Source organism: Chelativorans sp. J32 (assembly GCF_000518985.1).
Taxonomy (GTDB): domain Bacteria; phylum Pseudomonadota; class Alphaproteobacteria; order Rhizobiales; family Rhizobiaceae; genus Chelativorans.
Genome location: NZ_JAEQ01000009.1, coordinates 58,387 through 74,106, shown reverse-complemented (window position 1 = coordinate 74,106; position 15,720 = coordinate 58,387). Strand labels below are relative to the sequence as shown.

Sequence of the window (15,720 nt, the reverse complement as noted above, 5' to 3'; positions counted from 1 at the left end):
GGGGCAAAGCATTACTTGCGCTTCGCGCAGGCGTACATGTTGATTTCCATGCCCACCTGCACTTCGCTGATCTTCGGCGTTTTCCAAGCCATGAGAATATCCTCCTGAGTAGACGTGGCGGATTGCCACGTCGCCATCATGCAGTTCTCATCGGCGGTGAACTATCTATGGCTGCCATAGATTGGAGGGGCGGCTGCAATCAGCCGGCAGCCGATCAACCGCATCGGGCTGCTTGGATGCGGGCGAGCAAAAGAAAAAGAATGGCTAGGCGTCGTCCGCCCATCTGGGCCTGCGCTTTTCATTGAAGGAGGCGAGGCCTTCACGTGCGTCGCTCGTTTGCGCGGTGATCATGATCTGGCTTTCGGCGAATGCGATGGCTTCGTGGAAATTCATCATCTCCATGGCGGCCATGGCCTGCTTCATGCGCTTCACCGCAACGGGCGACCCGCCGCGCAGTTTTTCCAAGAGCCATTCAACCTTCGCGTCCAGTTCCGCTGCGGGCGCAACGTAGTTGATCAAGCCGATCTCGCGGGCGCGGTTCACGTCGATCAGCTCGCCGGTCAGGATGAGCTCTGCGGCGTGGCGCGGCAGAATCAGGTTACGGAAATAGACCTGCACCTGGACTGGAATGACGCCGACCTTGGTTTCGGGCAGGCCGAAGCGGGCGTGATCGGCAGCGACGACGAGGTCGCAAAGAGACATCAACGCCATGCCCCCGGCCACGCAGGCTCCGTTGATGCGGCCGACAATGAGGATTCCTGCCTGTCGCACGACGCGGGCGAGGCGGCCGAAGTCTGTGGTCGGCTCGTCGAGCAGATCGCCGAAGACGGATGTTCCCTGTTGCAGGTCTCCGCCCGCGCAGAAGGCCTTGTCGCCGGCACCCGTAAGGACCACGGCGCGCACGGTGGCGTCGGCCATTGCCTGCTCGATGCCAGCTTTGATGCCGTCGATCACCGATTGGTTGATCGCGTTCCGCCGTTCCGGCCGGTTGATGGTGATCCAAAGAGTGGTGCCGCGGCGTTCGGTCAGTATTGCGTCAGGCTGGCTCATTCTTTCCTCCTCAGGCCTTCACTAGGCCCTGATCAACCCAGCTTGCAGGGACGGGCACCTTCATCTCCAGCGCCATCTGCCCGAAAGCTTTGCCCTGCGGATCGATGCGCAGCGATGCCATGCCCCCGCCGCCAAGGGCGCGGTGCAGCAGAAAATTGAGGGCGTTCAGCCCCGGTGCTTCAAAGCGCTCGGCAGGTCCTTCGATTATCCCGTTGAAATGCGCGAGCATTCTGTCCGCGGTCACCTCGCGCCGGATAAGCGGCAAAAACTCCGGCCGCCGTGCGATGATCGCGATATTGGAGGAATCCCCCTTGTCGCCGGAGCGGGCATAGGCGAGCCGAATGAGCGGTACTTCCACCGTCGGTTCATCTGGGACGGACGCAACTTCTCCGGCCGGCTCGATTGTCGCGTGGTCTTCGCTGCCGCACGGCACCGCGATCGTCATCCGCTCCCTACCGACCGTCACGATCGGCACCGGCATTTCGGTCTTCGGCACGTAGAATGTGAAAAGGCGCACCACGGGGGTCGGCTTGGGGCGTCCGCTGAAAATACCGGTTGTGCCCGGCGCGAACGAAAGGCCGATCGATCCGATCTCCTTGGCGAAAAGATCGAGTGCTTGGCGGCTTTCGTGTTGAACGACGAGACGCAGAAGCACCTCCCGAGTATCACGCGCCTTCGCGGCACCGGCATAGCTTGCCTCTGCTCCCAGCGCCTCGATGTGGGTGGCCGTGAAATCCGGCAGGCCGCGGGCAGCAAGCTGGCTGCGCGCCCGCGCGATCATGGCTTCGGCTGTACGTTCCGCTTTCCGCGCTGCGTCAGGTCCGACGATGGAGATCGCAGCTACGGCCCGATATCCGTCCTGGTAGGTGGCCGAGACCTTATAGCTGGAACTCGGCGCACGCCCTTTCGCGCCGGAAACAAAAACGCGGTCGGCGCCCTGTTGGGTGATCGTGATATTCGAGAAATCCGCCGTCACATCCGGCAACATATAGCTGGCGGGATCACCGACTTCGTAAAGGACTTGCTCGGCCACCACGGGCGGCGTGACGAGACCGCCCGTATTCTCCGGTTTGGTGAGTATGAAGGAGCCATCGGGCCGGCACTCGGCGATAGGATAGCCGATATTTTCCCACCCCGGCACATCTTCCCAGTCGGTGTGGATGCCGCCCGTCGCCTGCGGTCCGCATTCAAGCACGTGGCCTACGAGGCTACCGGCAGCGAGCCTGTCATAGTCTTCCTCGGCCCAGCCAAATTCATGCATCAGGACGCCGAGTGCGAGCGCGCTGTCGGCGCAGCGTCCGGTGATTACAATGTCGGCTCCGGCGTCAAGCGCGGCCTTTATCGGCAGTGCGCCGAGATAGGCATTGGCCGTCAGCATTTCCTCCGGCATTTCGCGGCCGGAACTTGCGTCACGGGTCCCTGCTGCGCGCATCCTGTCAAGCAGCGGCAGCACATCGTCGCCTTCAACGATGGCGATCCTAAGCGTAAGGCCAAGCTCCCGTGCGGCAGCTTCCAAGGCGTCACGGCAACCGGCGGGGTTCACGCCTCCGGCATTGGTCACCACCTTGATGCCGCGCTGCGTCAGTTCCTTCAAATTGGGCTTCAGATACGCGATGCAATCGGGAGGAAAGCCGCCGGCCGGGTCCTTCATACGGGCCCTGGCCAGGAGCGACATGGTCACCTCGGCCAGGTAATCCATCATCAGGTAGTCGAGCTCGGCGGTGAGGAGCTGGGGGATCGCCATCGGGCTATCACCCCACGCACCCGACGCTCCACCAATGCGGACGATCTTGTCGCTCACGTCTTTCCTCCCGCGGAGCTGGTCAGTAGGATTTCGGCAGGCCGAGCACCCGCTCTGCGATATGGCAAAGGATCAGTTCACGAGACACGGGCGCCAGCCGCATGCCTACGGCCTCGCGGAAATAACGCTCGACGTTGAACTCGGCGGCATAGCCCATCCCGCCATGCGTGCGCACGGCGCGATCGCAAGCGTGGAAGTTTGCATCTGCGCTCATGTATTTGGCGGCGTTTGCCTCGGCGCCGCAGGGTTGACCCGCATCGTAAAGCTCCGCCGCACGTAGCGTCATCAGCTCCGCCGCCATCAGCTCCGACCAGCTTTCCGCCAGCGGATGTTGGATCGACTGGTTTTGGCCGATAGGCCGTCCGAAGACGACGCGGTCCTTGGCGTACTGCACGGCCCTCGACAGAGCGCGACGGCCAACGCCGATGCACTCGGCCGCGTTCAGGATCCGCTCGGGGTTGAGACTGTCAAGGATGTAGCGGAAGCCCTTGCCTTCCTCGCCGATGCGATCCTCTACAGGGATCTCCAGATTGTCGATGAACAGAGCATTTGAATCGACCGCCGCGCGGCCCATTTTGTGCACCTCACGCACCTCGATCCGGCTCCGGTCGAGATCGGTGAAGAAAATCGAAAGGCCGTCGGTCGGCTTCTTGCATTCCTCGATCGGCGTCGTGCGGGCGAGGAGGAGGATCTTGTCAGCGATTTGCGCGGTCGAAATCCACATCTTGCGGCCGGTGACGACGTATTTGTCTCCTTGGCGCACGGCGCGCGTCTTGAGCTTGGTCGTGTCAAGTCCGGCGTCCGGCTCGGTCACGCCGAAGCAAGCGCGAATTTCCCCCTTGATCAACGGAACCAGCCATCGTTCCTTCTGCTCGGGCGTTCCGTGCACCACGATGGAATGGGGGCCGAAAATATTGATATGGACGGCTGAGCAGGCGGCGAACGAGCCTGCCGAATTGCCGATCACCTGCATCATGATCGCCGCCTCGGTCACGCCGAGGCCGGCACCTCCATATTCCTCCGGCATTGCGATGCCGAGCCAACCGCCTTCGGCGATGGCCTTGGTGAACTCGGTGGGGAAGGACCCGGTTCGGTCCTTCTCCTGCCAATATTGGTCATCGAAGCGGTCGCAGATGGCCTTTACGGCATCGCGGATTTCGGCGCGCTCGGGTGTGGTGGCAAGGGCATCGAAATTCATAAGCTGATCTTTCCCTGCATTGGCGGCGGCTCAGGCCGCGTCTGTCTTTTTGGCTGTGGCGGCTTGCAGAACTTCTCGGGTGTGCTCGCCCAGATTGGGCGCGAGGCGCCGGATCGAAGCGGGTGATTTTGCGAACTTGACCGGGAAGCGGGCTACATTGAGCGTTCCCTCGGTGGGATGCTCGAGCTTGCTGAACATTCCGACCGCCTTTAGATGCGGATCCTCGAACAGGTCCTCGATCATGTTCACCGGCGAGACCGGCGTATCGATCGAGTGGCAGAACTCGATCCATTCCGCATTGGTTCGCGTGGGCATGTGTTTGGCGAGATATTGTCCCGCGAGCTCGGCATTCTGTGTGCGAAGCTCCTGGGTGGCAAAACGCGGATCGCGATCGATCATGCCGGGGTCACCCACCAGCTCGCAGAATGCTCGCCAGTGCTTGTCGGAGTAGACGACGAGCGAAAGATAACCGTCCTTGGTTTTGTATGGTCCGCGCGCCCGTGACAGGAGCCGCTTGTACCCCATCGGGCCGATATCGGGATCAAAGGCATGCCCGCCCATGTGGTCGGCCACGACGAACTGCGCCATGGTCTCGAACATCGGCACTTCGATTTCCTGGCCCTGGCCCGTCATGGCGCGATGATAGAGGGCGCTCGTCAGGGCGATGGTGAGATAAAGGCCCACAACCCGATCGCAGATATTGACCGGCGCGTATCGTGGCGCGCCATCGACGGCTTGGAAGAGGCCGGAAATACCAGCCGCCGCTTGCATCAGATCGTCATACACGGCCTGGCCGGCATTCGGGCCCTCGCTGCCATAACCGACGGCGCCGCAGAAGATGATCCGCGGGTTTATCGCCGACACTGTGGCGTAGTCGAGCCCAAGACGCTTCATGGCCTGGGGACGCACGTTATAGACCAGGATGTCGGCCTGGGGCACGAGGCTCAAGAGCGCGTCCTTGCCTTCCTTGGTCTTCAGGTCGAGGACAACACTGCGCTTGTTCCGGTTGGACTGAAGGTAGAGCGGCCCCATCCCCTCATGCTTGGCCGGCCCTATCCAGCGCATGGAATCACCGGAGGGGCTCTCGATCTTGATCACGTCCGCCCCGAGATCGCCGAGGATCTGCGTTGCAGCCGGACCCATGATCACCGTCGTTAGATCGAGCACCCGCACGCCTGCCAGCGGACCCGTGGGGCTAGCCGTCTCCATCTCGTCACCGTGCACCGCGGTGCTGCTCATTCCGCCGCTCTCCAACTCATAATTTCGGTATTACGAAAATAATTTCATTGTGACGGAGTGATATTTGATCGCGCCGAGCTATGTCAAGCCGCGTCCTCTTCTGCGTGTGGATGCGTTCGCCCCTGCCGGTCGCCGCCGATACGTGCTGCCGTCTGGACCAAAACCGAGATATCTGGCTGTCGCTCGATGTCCCCGATGAGATCCAGGAGTTGGCCAAGCTCCTCGCGCGAAGCACCGATTTCCTCCGCTAGCCCGATTGCAAATTGGCCAATCTGGGCTGTGGAGGGGCGACCTAGGGTCTCGGTCAGAGCGCTGGAGAGTTGGCGTCCATCGGTGGTTTGGACCGTGATGCGACAAAGCCGTTCAGGTATTTCATCCGTGGCGATGACGGCGATCTTGGATACTTCGCCTAGGATTGCCGGGTCTCCGACAAGCTCGAGATCCGAAAGGGCGAGCCGACGCCGCAGCAAAGCGTTGCCCAGGCAGAATTGCGCACTCATCTTCGTTGCCGTGGGGCTTGCGAAAGGGCCGGTATTGTCAATGCCCGGGTAGCGCGCCTCATAGGGGTTCAGTTCCAGGACAAGCCCTGCGACCTCATGGTGCGACAGGTCTTCCTGTGTCAGCAATTCCGTTAGCACCTGCAGCGGGCCCTGAAGGATTGCGCAGGCAGGGTAGGGTTTTACCGTCGCTTCTTCGATCTGCCAGAAATCATAATCTGCCCATGCTTCCCTGGGGTTAGCCACGCATCCAGCATAGCCGTTGAAGAAGCCGCGGGGACCCTCAAGTGCAAAGCGAGCCGCCGTGGCGCCGGCAGCTGCAGCCCGCGCCGCCGTGATGCCGTTCCGCGCCGCAAAGCCAAGTTGCAGGGGAAATTCCGCACTGCCTTCCTGCCATACCTGTGCGAGCCCTCCCGCAAGATGTGTCGCGATGCCAAGCGCGTGCGCGGTTTGGGCGGAGGTCAGGCGCATCAGCCGCGCCGCAGCAGCTGTTGCGCCGAACACACCATAGACACCGGCCGCGCGGAAGCCTCGGCCCGTTACCTCCTGGTCGAAGTCGCGGCCAATCCGGCAGAGCACCTCGTAGCCGATGATGATCGCCTCGAGGAATTTCGCGCCCGTCGAGTCATACTCTTCCGCTATTGCGAGGGCGGCCGCCATGACGGGGGCCCCGGGATGGGTCGTGGAATCCGGGTGCGTGTCGTCCTGCGAGCGGGCGTGAAACAGCGCGCCATTGGCGAAGGCGGCTCCTTCCGTCGAGACCCGGCAGCCGCTGTGAAGGATGGTAGCCTGAGCGGGCAGGCTATAGTTCGTCTCTGCGATCTTGTGAGCGATCCGTTCACGGCCGCGCCCCGCAAGCGCGACTGCAAGGTTATGGGTCAGTGAGACTTTCGCTCTCTCGACCGCTGCCGACGTTATGGCGCTCGGGGGTGTGTCGGCGACGAGCAGACCAAGGAATTCGGACAGACTGGATTTCGTCATAGCGCGCCTCCCGTGCGATCATCAGCCATGGGCAGATATCAATCCTGTATTTCGCCATGCCGAATGTTTATACGCTGTGAAGAATTTTACTAGCGGCGTCCGACTCGCCGCGTCAAGGCATGGGAAAAGGCAGGAGGAGCCGGCGTGGTGGATACCGTCACACATTCCGAGGCGAGTGGTGGAGGGCGGCCTCTTGCCGCTTGGTTTGAAGCAGCGCGGCAAAGGAGATTGAAAGGGATCCACACGCCCTGGGATTTCCGCAGCAGTGCAAAGCGCGCGCTACCAAGGATGGTCTTCGATTACATCGATGGAGGGGCAGGGAGCGAAATCGCCATACGCATGAACCGCGAAGCCATCGATTCGGTGCGTCTCGTGCCTTCCGCACCGAGGGACGTCAGCTTCTGCGATACCTCCGTCACGCTTTTCGGACAGGAACTCAGCTTGCCTGTGATCATTGGCCCGACAGGCCTTGCTTCCGCCTCCTGGCCGCGCGGCGAGATCGCATTGGCAGAAGCGGCTGCCCGGACCGGCATACCTTACGTGATGCCGAATGCCGCCAGTGTTTCTCCTGAAGACGTGGCGCGGGCGGGGGAGGGCCGGGCGTGGTTTCAGCTCTATCCGCCGCCTGATCGGGAATTGACGCGCAAATGGGTGGCGCGGATTCGGGACTGTGGCTTCTCTGCGCTGGAAGTGACCATCGACGTGGCCGTGCCGGGGCAGCGTCTGCGCGATGCGTATAATGGCTTCGTGATGCCCTTTCGCTGGACGCCGGGGAAATTCCTCGATGTCGCCGCCCGTCCCGTCTGGGCGATGAAGATGCTCTATCATGGCCAGCCAACGCCCTATCTGCAGGTGGAGAGGGACGGGTCGCGGGCGACCGCTTCAAATCAGTCCGAGAACCGCCGCCACCGCTTCACGCGTGCACTGAGCTGGGACCTGCTCAAGATCCTGCGCGACGAATGGCATGGGCCGTTGCTCGTGAAAGGGCTGCTCGATCCGCGTCAGGCAGGTCAGGCGCTGGCCGCCGGCTATGACGGTATCGTCATATCCAATCATGGAGGCCGACAGCTGGATGGCAGTGTTTCGCCAATAGAGATGCTGCCGGAATTCCGGTCCGAAGTGGGGGGCCGCATTCCTTTGCTGATCGATGGCGGCTTCCGATCGGGAGTGGACGTCGTAAAGGCCGTTGCGCTTGGGGCCTCGGCGGTGCAACTGGGGCGCGTGGGTGTCTTTGCGTTGGCCACTGCGGGCAGGGCCGGAGTCGAGCACGCCCTGACGCTGTTTCGCGCCGAAATCGAGACCGCAATGGCGCTGTGTGGCGTCACTCGGCTAGAGCAACTGGACGAGCATTCTGTTCGCCACAACTGGGGAGGTCCGAGGCCATGATGAGGATCGCAGTTCTTGACGACTATCAGAACGTCGCCAGCACTTTCGCTGATTGGTCATCGCTTTCGGGCCGCGCCGAGCTCACGATTTTCCATGATACGGTCCGCCACGAGGATGACTTGGCCAAGAGACTGGCTGTTTTCGACGCGGTCTGCTTGATGCGTGAGCGCACGCCGTTTCCGGCATCCTTGATCGCGCGCCTGCCAAGGTTGAAGCTGATCGTGACGACGGGCATGAACAATGCTTCGCTTGACCTGGCTGCGGCCAAGGCAAGGGGCATTCTGGTCTGCGGCACGAATTCGGTAGGCCATTCCACCGCGGAACTCGCTTTCGCCTTCGTGCTACAGCTGGCAAGAGGCATATCACGGGAAAGCGCGTCACTGGCCGAGGGCGGCTGGCAGGTCGGAGTTGGCCGCGATCTTGCCGGAGCGCGGCTCGGCTTGCTGGGACTTGGCCGGCTCGGCGCCAAGATGGCGGCTTACGGCCGCGCCTTCGGCATGGAAGTCGTGGCCTGGAGCCAGAACCTCACCGAAGAGGCAGCCTCCGAAAAAGGTGCCGAGCGCGTCTCCAGGGAAGAACTCTTCGCCAGTTCCGATTTCGTCAGCGTGCATCTCCGCCTGTCGCCCCGCACCACCGGTATCGTGGGTGCGGCCGAGTTCGCTCGGATGAAACGCGATGCCTTCCTCATCAACACCTCTCGGGCCGGGATCATTGACCAGGCGGCGCTGCTCAACGCGCTCCAGCACCAGATGATTGCCGGAGCCGCGCTCGACGTCTTCGATGAGGAACCGCTGCCGGAGGAGCATCCGCTGCGCCATGCGCCCAATCTGCTCATGACGCCTCATATCGGCTACGTCACCCGGGACACCTATGCGGTTTTCTACCGTGAGACGCTGGAAGCGGTGCTTGGCTGGCTCGACGGAAACCCGGTCCGGATGATCGTCTAGGCAAGCAAACCGCGATCGCGGGCGAGCCTGGCGACGATTGCCGCTATGGTTTCCAGGGTAGGCGCCGGAATTCCTGCCGCGCGAGCGAACTCGACCGGCGCCAGTACGATTTCATTGATCTCCATCCGCCGGCGCTGCTCATAATCCTGCAGCAGGGAAGGTTTATGGTCGAGTGTCTTCCGAAGCATCTCCTCGGGAACAAGCTCCGAGTGCAGCGAGTATCCATATGCTGCCGCGATCTCGAGACCTTCCGTCACGATGCGCTGGTAGATGACGCCCAAAGCCGCATCGTGTTTCGAGATCGAGCTTTTGTTGCCGGTCGCAAGCGCGATTACCGATCCGCTCATATTGAACAGGAGCTTCTTCCAAATCGCCGCGCGGATATCCGTGACCTCGGGCGAGGCAATGCCGGCGTCGCGGAATGCTTGCCGCACAGGCTCAACATTTGTCCTCGGAGGCATCGTGATCGCTGCGATATCGATCCGGTTCGCGCCGGGAGAATTGTTCACCACGATGCCCGGCGCGCGCATCTCATTGGCAGAATAGATCAATCCGCCGAGAATCCTTTCTGCCGGCATAGTGCGCAGGAATTGTTCCGATAGGGCGAATGAGGGCAGGCGAGGTGGGATGGCGTCCCCTGCGGGCAGACCTATGGGATACCACCACGGCATGCCGTTCTGGGTGAAAAGAACCAGCGTTTCCGGCCCGACGAGCGGAGTGAGTCCCCTGGCAACGGAGGAAAGGGCCGTGGCCTTGACGGTTACGATCACAAGATCCTGGATGCCCAGATCGGTCGGATCATCCGAGGCTAGAGGATGAGCGGTCGATTCCTCGCCGGCAGCGACGAGCTTGAGGCCATCGGCACGGATAGCGGCCAAGTTGTCGCCCCGGGCGACCACCGAGACATCGTGGCCCGCCTGCTGCAGACGCACCGCAAAGTGGCCCCCACCGGCGCCAGCACCATAAATGCAGATACGCATTTGTCGTTTGCCTCCCAAAGCCGGTCGCCTCTTTCGATGTAACGAAAGAGATTTCATTATCACGAAGGTGGTGGTAGTCAAATCTGCTTGGCAGGCTGGACGGGTGGTGCTTCGGTAAGAGAACAGCAAAGTCGTTCCTCCCCCTTGACCTTGCCCGTCATCCGCGCCCATGTACTGGCCGTTTCAGAATTGTGGTGAGGCGATGTCCAAGATCGTCAAACGGACGCTAGAGTTTTTTGAATTATTTGCCGAGCACAAACGGCCATTATCGCTGTCGGAAATTTCCAAACTGCTCGAAATTCCAGTATCGAGCTGCCACGATGTTCTGCAAACCCTTCTGGAGCTTGGCTATATTTATGAGCTGGGGCCGCGGGGCGGGTTTTATCCGACGCTAAAGCTCGACAATCTTGCCAGCCAGATCGCCGAAAACGATCCGATCATCATAAGAGCGGAAATATTGCTTCGCGATTTGCGTGACGAGTTCGACGAATCGGTCTCGCTTGCCAAGGTCACCGACGCAACGGCGACCTATCTGCTCGTCTTTGAGCCTTCGCATGCCCTGCGCTTCCTGGTCCGGGTTGGCGATCGGACGCGCGCGCTTCATGCTACCTCGGCAGGTAAGGCCATCCTGGGCAGTCTTGACCCCGAGCGACGGGAGAAGCTCTATCGTACCATGAAGCTTGAGCCGCTGACCGACCGCACCATCACCTCCATGGATGAATTGCGCAGGAATATCGAGCAAGGGAGCGAGCGGGGCTGGTATCTCAATCGGGAGGAAAGCGTGCCCAGTGCTACGACCGTGTCGGCGCGGTTCATCTGGAATCGAACGAATTTCGTGGTGACGGTCGCCGGCCCTACCTTCCGAATGGAGCCCAAGCTGGACCAGGTAGTCGAACGTTTGCTGGAAACGTGTCGCGCGCTGGAAATGCCGGGTGTGCAGCGCCGGTCCAGTCCGGAAGAAAACACGCGCCGGGCGAAGAGGGCCTAGGGGCGAGCACCCCACATCCGCGCCGCAGAAACAGCGTTATCGTTGAATAAGCCGGTTCAAAACCAAGGAACTCGCTCCGCTCTTCGGAGCGATCATCGCCGGCTGCCGTTTGCGCGCCGCGCGATATCCGGGGTTCGGCCGCCGGTGCTGCCACGTCAAGCTTGACACCCAGCGGTGCTTCGCCTTACTTGATCGCAGCAGCGCAAAAAATTTCGCACTAGCGAAGAATGCGCCAAATCAGCTTGATGGGAGGAATCATTGAGAGCTGTGCTGAAGTTCCTGGCCACCGCCATATTGACAGTCGGAGTAGCCGCCCCCTTGGCGGCACAGGAAAATTATCCCGAACGCGACATCACCATCGTGGCGCCTTACCCGCCGGGAGCGCTCACGGATGGCGTGGCGCGGCTGCTTCAGCCGAAAATGGCCGAAAAGCTGGGCGGTGCGACGATCCTCATCGACAACAAGACCGGTGCAGGCGGCGCCCTCGGCGTGGGCCAGGTGGTTCGTTCCAAGCCGGACGGCTACACGCTCGTCATGGCGGTCAACGCGCCGATCGTGATGGCTCCTTCGCTTCAGGCGAGCTTGCCCTATGATCCTGAGACGGACCTGAAGGGCATCGGGACCATCGGCGAGACCTATCTCTCGCTCGCTGTTCCTGCTGACTCTCCCATCAAGACCGTCGACGACGTCATTCGTATGGCGAAGGAGAACCCGGGCAAGATGACGTTCGGCAGCGCCGGTATCGGCTCCGCGCACCACATCGCCGGTGAACTCCTGAACAAATATGCCGGCATCCAGATCACGCATGTTCCCTTTCAGGGCGGCGCGCCGGCCATCCAGAACCTGGTCGGAAAACAGATCGACATGAGCTACGGGACGCTTCCCACCGTACACACCTTCGTGGAAAGCGGCGATTTGCGTATTATTGCGATGGCGGAGCCGAAGCGCGTTGCCTCCCACCCGGACATCCCGACCGTAAACGAGACGGTTCAGGGAGTGGAGACATCGACCTGGCTCGGTTTTTTCGCACCGGCCGGCACGCCGGATGAGATCGTCTCCAAGCTCAACGAAGCTCTGAACTACGCGCTGTCCCAGCCGGACGTCCAGGAATCGATGGAAAAGCTGGGTCTGGTCCCACGTCCGAGCACCCCACAGGAATTGGACGAACTGGTCGCCAAGGATCTTGATTTCTGGGCCAAGGCGATCGAGACCGCCGGTATCCCGAAGCAGTGAAAGATCCGCATCGCGGATGGACATTGGCCGCAACAACGGCCGGGCAAGCTGCCGGCGGGCAGCTTGCCGCTTGACGGAATGCCGATGGCTGAGCCAATCGCCAGGGATGCTTCCCACCAGGCGCGGCATGCCAGGGCAGCCGGCAGGAGGAAACGATGATCAGTGATCGCAAGGACGCTGCCGCAGGCCTGTTCTTCATCGCCGCCGGCCTGTTGTATGGCGGTATCGCGTGGTTCATGCTGCCCATCGGCAGCGCCCTCAGGATGGGGCCCGGCTATTTTCCCATAGTGCTTTCAGGCTTGCTCGTGCTTCTCGGCGCCGCGATCGTGGCGCGGGCTTTCGTTCATGCCCAGGAGATGCCGTTTGGAGCCGTGCCCTGGCGTGCGCTCGGCTTGATATCGCTTGCGACGACAGTCTTTGCCGCATTCATAGAGGATCTCGGCATGATCCCCGGGGTGTTCGTCACGACGGCGATCGCCTCGCTCGCCGGTCGGAAGATCCGCCTGAGCAGGGTGCTCGTGGCCAGCGCCTTGATGGCCGTTTTCTGCACCCTGGTCTTCTCATACGCGGTGCGACTTCCGATCCCGGTGATCGGGCCTTTCTTCAGTGGCTGGTGATGATCTGATGGAGCTTTTCGAACATCTTGGTCTCGGCTTCGGAGTAGCGTTCCTCCCGCTGAACCTTTTCTATTGCTTCATCGGCGTATTGCTGGGCACCGTGGTCGGTGTCCTGCCTGGATTGGGGCCGCTTGCAACGATCGCCATGCTGCTGCCGCTCACCTTCGGTCTCGATCCGGTGCAGTCGCTCATCATGCTGGCGGGCATCTATTACGGCTCGCAATATGGTGGCTCGACGACGGCCATTTTGGTGAACCTTCCAGGGGAATCCGCCTCCGCCGTCACCACGATCGATGGCTACCAGATGGCGCTGAAGGGGCGGGCGGGGCCCGCCCTGGCCGCAGCGGCGCTGGGCTCTTTCTTTGCAGGAACCGTTGCTACTGTCCTGGTGGCACTCGTCGCCAGACCGCTGACTTCGATTGCGCTGAGCTTCGGACCGGCGGAATATTTCTCGCTCATGGTGGTGGGGCTGATCTCATCCATTGCGCTCGCCTCCGGTTCGCTGCTCAAGGCCCTCGCGATGATTTGCTTCGGCCTGCTAGTCGGCCTGACCGGCACGGACATCTACACAGGTGCGCCACGCTTCACCTTCGGGCAATTCGAACTGCTCGATGGCATCAGTTTTGTCGCGCTCGCCGTTGGCATCTACGGCATCGGCGAAATCCTGCGAAATCTGGAGGGGAAAGAGGGTTCGGCCCCCGTCATCGCCAAGGTCAAGAGCCTGTGGCCCTCAGTGGACGATTTGAAACGCATGATCGCTCCCGCCGTCAGGGGAACGGCGATCGGTTCCCTGCTCGGCGTGTTGCCGGGCGGCGGTGCGCTGCTGTCGTCATTCGTCGCTTACAATCTCGAGAAAAAGACCTCCAAGAATTCGGCCGAATTCGGCAAGGGCGCAATCGAGGGGGTTACGGCCCCCGAGGCCGCCAACAATGCCGGCGCGCAGACCTCCTTCGTGCCGATGCTGGCGCTAGGCATCCCGTCGAATGTCGTCATGGCGCTGATGATCGGGGCAATGATCATGCAGGGCATCCAGCCCGGGCCGAACGTGGTCGTCAGCAATCCGGAAATCTTCTGGGGGCTCATCGCCTCGATGTGGATCGGCAATGCGATGCTCGTGGTGCTGAACCTGCCGCTGATCGGCCTGTGGGTCTCGCTGCTTCGCGTGCCCTATTGGATCATGTTTCCGGCCATTATCGCGTTCTCCTGCATCGGCGTCTATTCGGTCTCCAACAGCGCTTTCGCTGTCTATACGGTGACGATCGCCGGCGTGATCGGCTATTTCCTGATCAAGCTGGACTGCGAGCCTGCGCCCTTCGTGCTCGGTTTCGTCCTTGGTCCGATGCTTGAAGAGCATCTGCGTCGTGCAATGCTGATTTCAGGCGGCGACCTGAGCATCTTTGTCACCCGCCCCATCAGCGCGGCTCTCCTCATTGTTGCCGTTGCCGTTCTTTTCGTCGTAAGCCGGCCCAACATTGCGAAGCGTCGCCAAGAAGTTTTTGTCGAAGAGGAGAGCTGACCCGTTGTCCAAGGTGTCGATCGGGCTGAGTTCCATGCGAGGGCGAAGCCACCTCACATGACAACCGGGCAGCAGCCGGATAGCGGCGGGGCGAGAACAGCCCCGCCGATCTCTTTGTTGATGGGCTTGAGCCTGCTCGGGCCGTTGTCCACCCATCTCATCGTGCCTTCACTCCCCAATCTGCAGCGGGAGTTCGTGACCGACTACGGCACGGCCCAATTGTTGATTTCGCTCTTCATGATCGCCTTCGGCGCCACGCAGATCGTCGTTGGTGCGCTCGCCGACGCCTTCGGGCGCCGTCCCATGCTTCTAGCGGGCCTTCTTGTATTTACCATCGCGAGCGTTCTCTGCGCTTTCGCGCCTCGCATCGAAGTGCTGATCGGACTTCGCGTTCTCCAGGGCGCCAGTGGCTGCTTCGGCATCGTTTTGGCGCGCGCCATCGTCCGCGACATGTCGAGCAATGAGCGAACGGCATCAATGCTCGGCTATCTCGCCATCGGCACCTCGGTGGGGCCGATGCTTGCGCCGATCACCGGAGGCCTGCTGCACGATTCCTTCGGCTGGGCTGGGCCGTTCTGGTTCCTGGCGATCTACTCGGGGCTGGCGCTATGTCTTGTCTCGGCCTTGGTGCCTGAGACCTCGCGCGCCGCAGCCGGCCTTAACCTTCGCCGTTTGCCGGCGGATTTCGGCGCATTGCTGCGCCGGGGAGTCTTCCTCATCCACGCCGCCAATATCTGCCTCAATACAGCACTGTTCTACAGTTTCGTCGTCGGTGCGGCCTTCGTGGCGAGCGAGTATCTGGATCTTTCGCCAACAGAATACGGGATTTGGTTTTCGGTCGTGGCCATTGGCTATGCCTCCGGCAATTTTCTTTCCGGGCGCGGACAATTGGGGCGCGATCCAAAATGGTCGATCTTTTCCGGCTCGATGATGGTTGTGTTCTTCACGCTGCTGATGCTTGTGCTCTTCGAAGAGTTCAAATCGGCCGGGACCTTGTTCCTACCCATGGCGGGAGCCACGCTTGCCAGCGGCTTCATCATGCCCAACTCGCTAGCCGGCGTGTTGTCCGCAGACCCGACCAAAGCGGGCTCCGCATCAGGCCTGATCGGCTTCCTGCAATTCGCTACCGCTTCGGCTTTCTCGTATATCGCCGGCATCCTGGTTGCCAACGGACCGAGACCAATGATCGTCCTCATGCTTGCCATAGCCGCTGGGGGCGCACTGAGCGCCGCCCTCTTGTTCTTCACCCCGAGGCAGCAGACAAGAGCCTAGCGAACGGGATCGGCG

The 15,720-nt window shown here is 61.4% G+C and carries 14 protein-coding genes; 7 read left to right on the top strand and 7 right to left on the bottom strand.

Translation table 11 applies throughout. From position 1 onward, the window contains the following. Positions 1–11: 11 nt before the first annotated feature. From pqqA to CHEJ32_RS26305, 6 genes are all read right to left on the bottom strand, one after another. Positions 12–92, bottom strand: a complete 81-nt coding sequence (gene pqqA, locus CHEJ32_RS27965; protein WP_156936704.1) for a pyrroloquinoline quinone precursor peptide PqqA — start codon at positions 90–92, stop codon at positions 12–14. Between the two features lie 172 nt (positions 93–264). Beyond that, entirely contained in the window at positions 265–1,050 is a 786-nt protein-coding gene (locus CHEJ32_RS0113370; protein WP_028034319.1) for an enoyl-CoA hydratase-related protein, read from the bottom strand. Positions 1,051–1,060: 10 nt separating this feature from the next. Beyond that, the gene (locus tag CHEJ32_RS0113365) at positions 1,061–2,851 is read right to left on the bottom strand and encodes an acyclic terpene utilization AtuA family protein (RefSeq protein WP_028034318.1); all 1,791 of its coding nucleotides are present in this window, start codon (positions 2,849–2,851) and stop codon (positions 1,061–1,063) included. A gap of 22 nt (positions 2,852–2,873) precedes the next feature. After that, entirely contained in the window at positions 2,874–4,049 is a 1,176-nt protein-coding gene (locus tag CHEJ32_RS0113360; protein WP_028034317.1) for an acyl-CoA dehydrogenase family protein, read from the bottom strand. 30 nt (positions 4,050–4,079) lie between these two features. Next, entirely contained in the window at positions 4,080–5,288 is a 1,209-nt protein-coding gene (locus tag CHEJ32_RS24775; RefSeq protein WP_156936698.1) for a CaiB/BaiF CoA-transferase family protein, read from the bottom strand. A gap of 83 nt (positions 5,289–5,371) precedes the next feature. After that, complete coding sequence (locus CHEJ32_RS26305) at positions 5,372–6,766, bottom strand: MmgE/PrpD family protein (RefSeq protein ID WP_051469666.1); 1,395 nt, start codon at positions 6,764–6,766, stop codon at positions 5,372–5,374. Between the two features lie 147 nt (positions 6,767–6,913). On the opposite strand from CHEJ32_RS26305, the gene CHEJ32_RS0113345 reads away from it, so the two are divergent. Further along, a complete protein-coding gene (locus CHEJ32_RS0113345; RefSeq protein ID WP_051469686.1) occupies positions 6,914–8,152 on the top strand; it encodes an alpha-hydroxy acid oxidase in 1,239 nt (412 codons plus the stop codon). Beyond that, complete coding sequence (locus CHEJ32_RS0113340) at positions 8,149–9,099, top strand: D-2-hydroxyacid dehydrogenase family protein (RefSeq protein WP_198023866.1); 951 nt, start codon at positions 8,149–8,151, stop codon at positions 9,097–9,099. The genes CHEJ32_RS0113345 and CHEJ32_RS0113340 overlap by 4 nt, the downstream gene beginning before the upstream one ends. Here the strand turns inward: CHEJ32_RS0113340 and CHEJ32_RS0113335 are convergent. After that, complete coding sequence (locus CHEJ32_RS0113335; RefSeq protein ID WP_028034314.1) at positions 9,096–10,079, bottom strand: ketopantoate reductase family protein; 984 nt, start codon at positions 10,077–10,079, stop codon at positions 9,096–9,098. The genes CHEJ32_RS0113340 and CHEJ32_RS0113335 overlap by 4 nt on opposite strands. Positions 10,080–10,281: 202 nt before the next feature. Here CHEJ32_RS0113335 and CHEJ32_RS24765 point away from each other — a divergent pair, with 202 nt between their 5' ends. The 5 genes from CHEJ32_RS24765 to CHEJ32_RS0113310 all read left to right on the top strand — a co-directional run bounded on the left by CHEJ32_RS24765 (position 10,282) and on the right by CHEJ32_RS0113310 (position 15,705). Then, a complete protein-coding gene (locus CHEJ32_RS24765; RefSeq protein WP_051469665.1) occupies positions 10,282–11,067 on the top strand; it encodes an IclR family transcriptional regulator in 786 nt (261 codons plus the stop codon). Between the two features lie 267 nt (positions 11,068–11,334). Beyond that, entirely contained in the window at positions 11,335–12,300 is a 966-nt protein-coding gene (locus CHEJ32_RS0113325) for a tripartite tricarboxylate transporter substrate binding protein (protein WP_028034313.1), read from the top strand. A gap of 155 nt (positions 12,301–12,455) precedes the next feature. Continuing rightward, entirely contained in the window at positions 12,456–12,917 is a 462-nt protein-coding gene (locus tag CHEJ32_RS0113320; protein WP_028034312.1) for a tripartite tricarboxylate transporter TctB family protein, read from the top strand. Between the two features lie 7 nt (positions 12,918–12,924). After that, a complete protein-coding gene (locus tag CHEJ32_RS0113315; RefSeq protein ID WP_028034311.1) occupies positions 12,925–14,433 on the top strand; it encodes a tripartite tricarboxylate transporter permease in 1,509 nt (502 codons plus the stop codon). Between the two features lie 57 nt (positions 14,434–14,490). Continuing rightward, entirely contained in the window at positions 14,491–15,705 is a 1,215-nt protein-coding gene (locus tag CHEJ32_RS0113310; RefSeq protein WP_084032806.1) for a multidrug effflux MFS transporter, read from the top strand. The last annotated feature ends 15 nt before the right edge of the window (positions 15,706–15,720 follow it).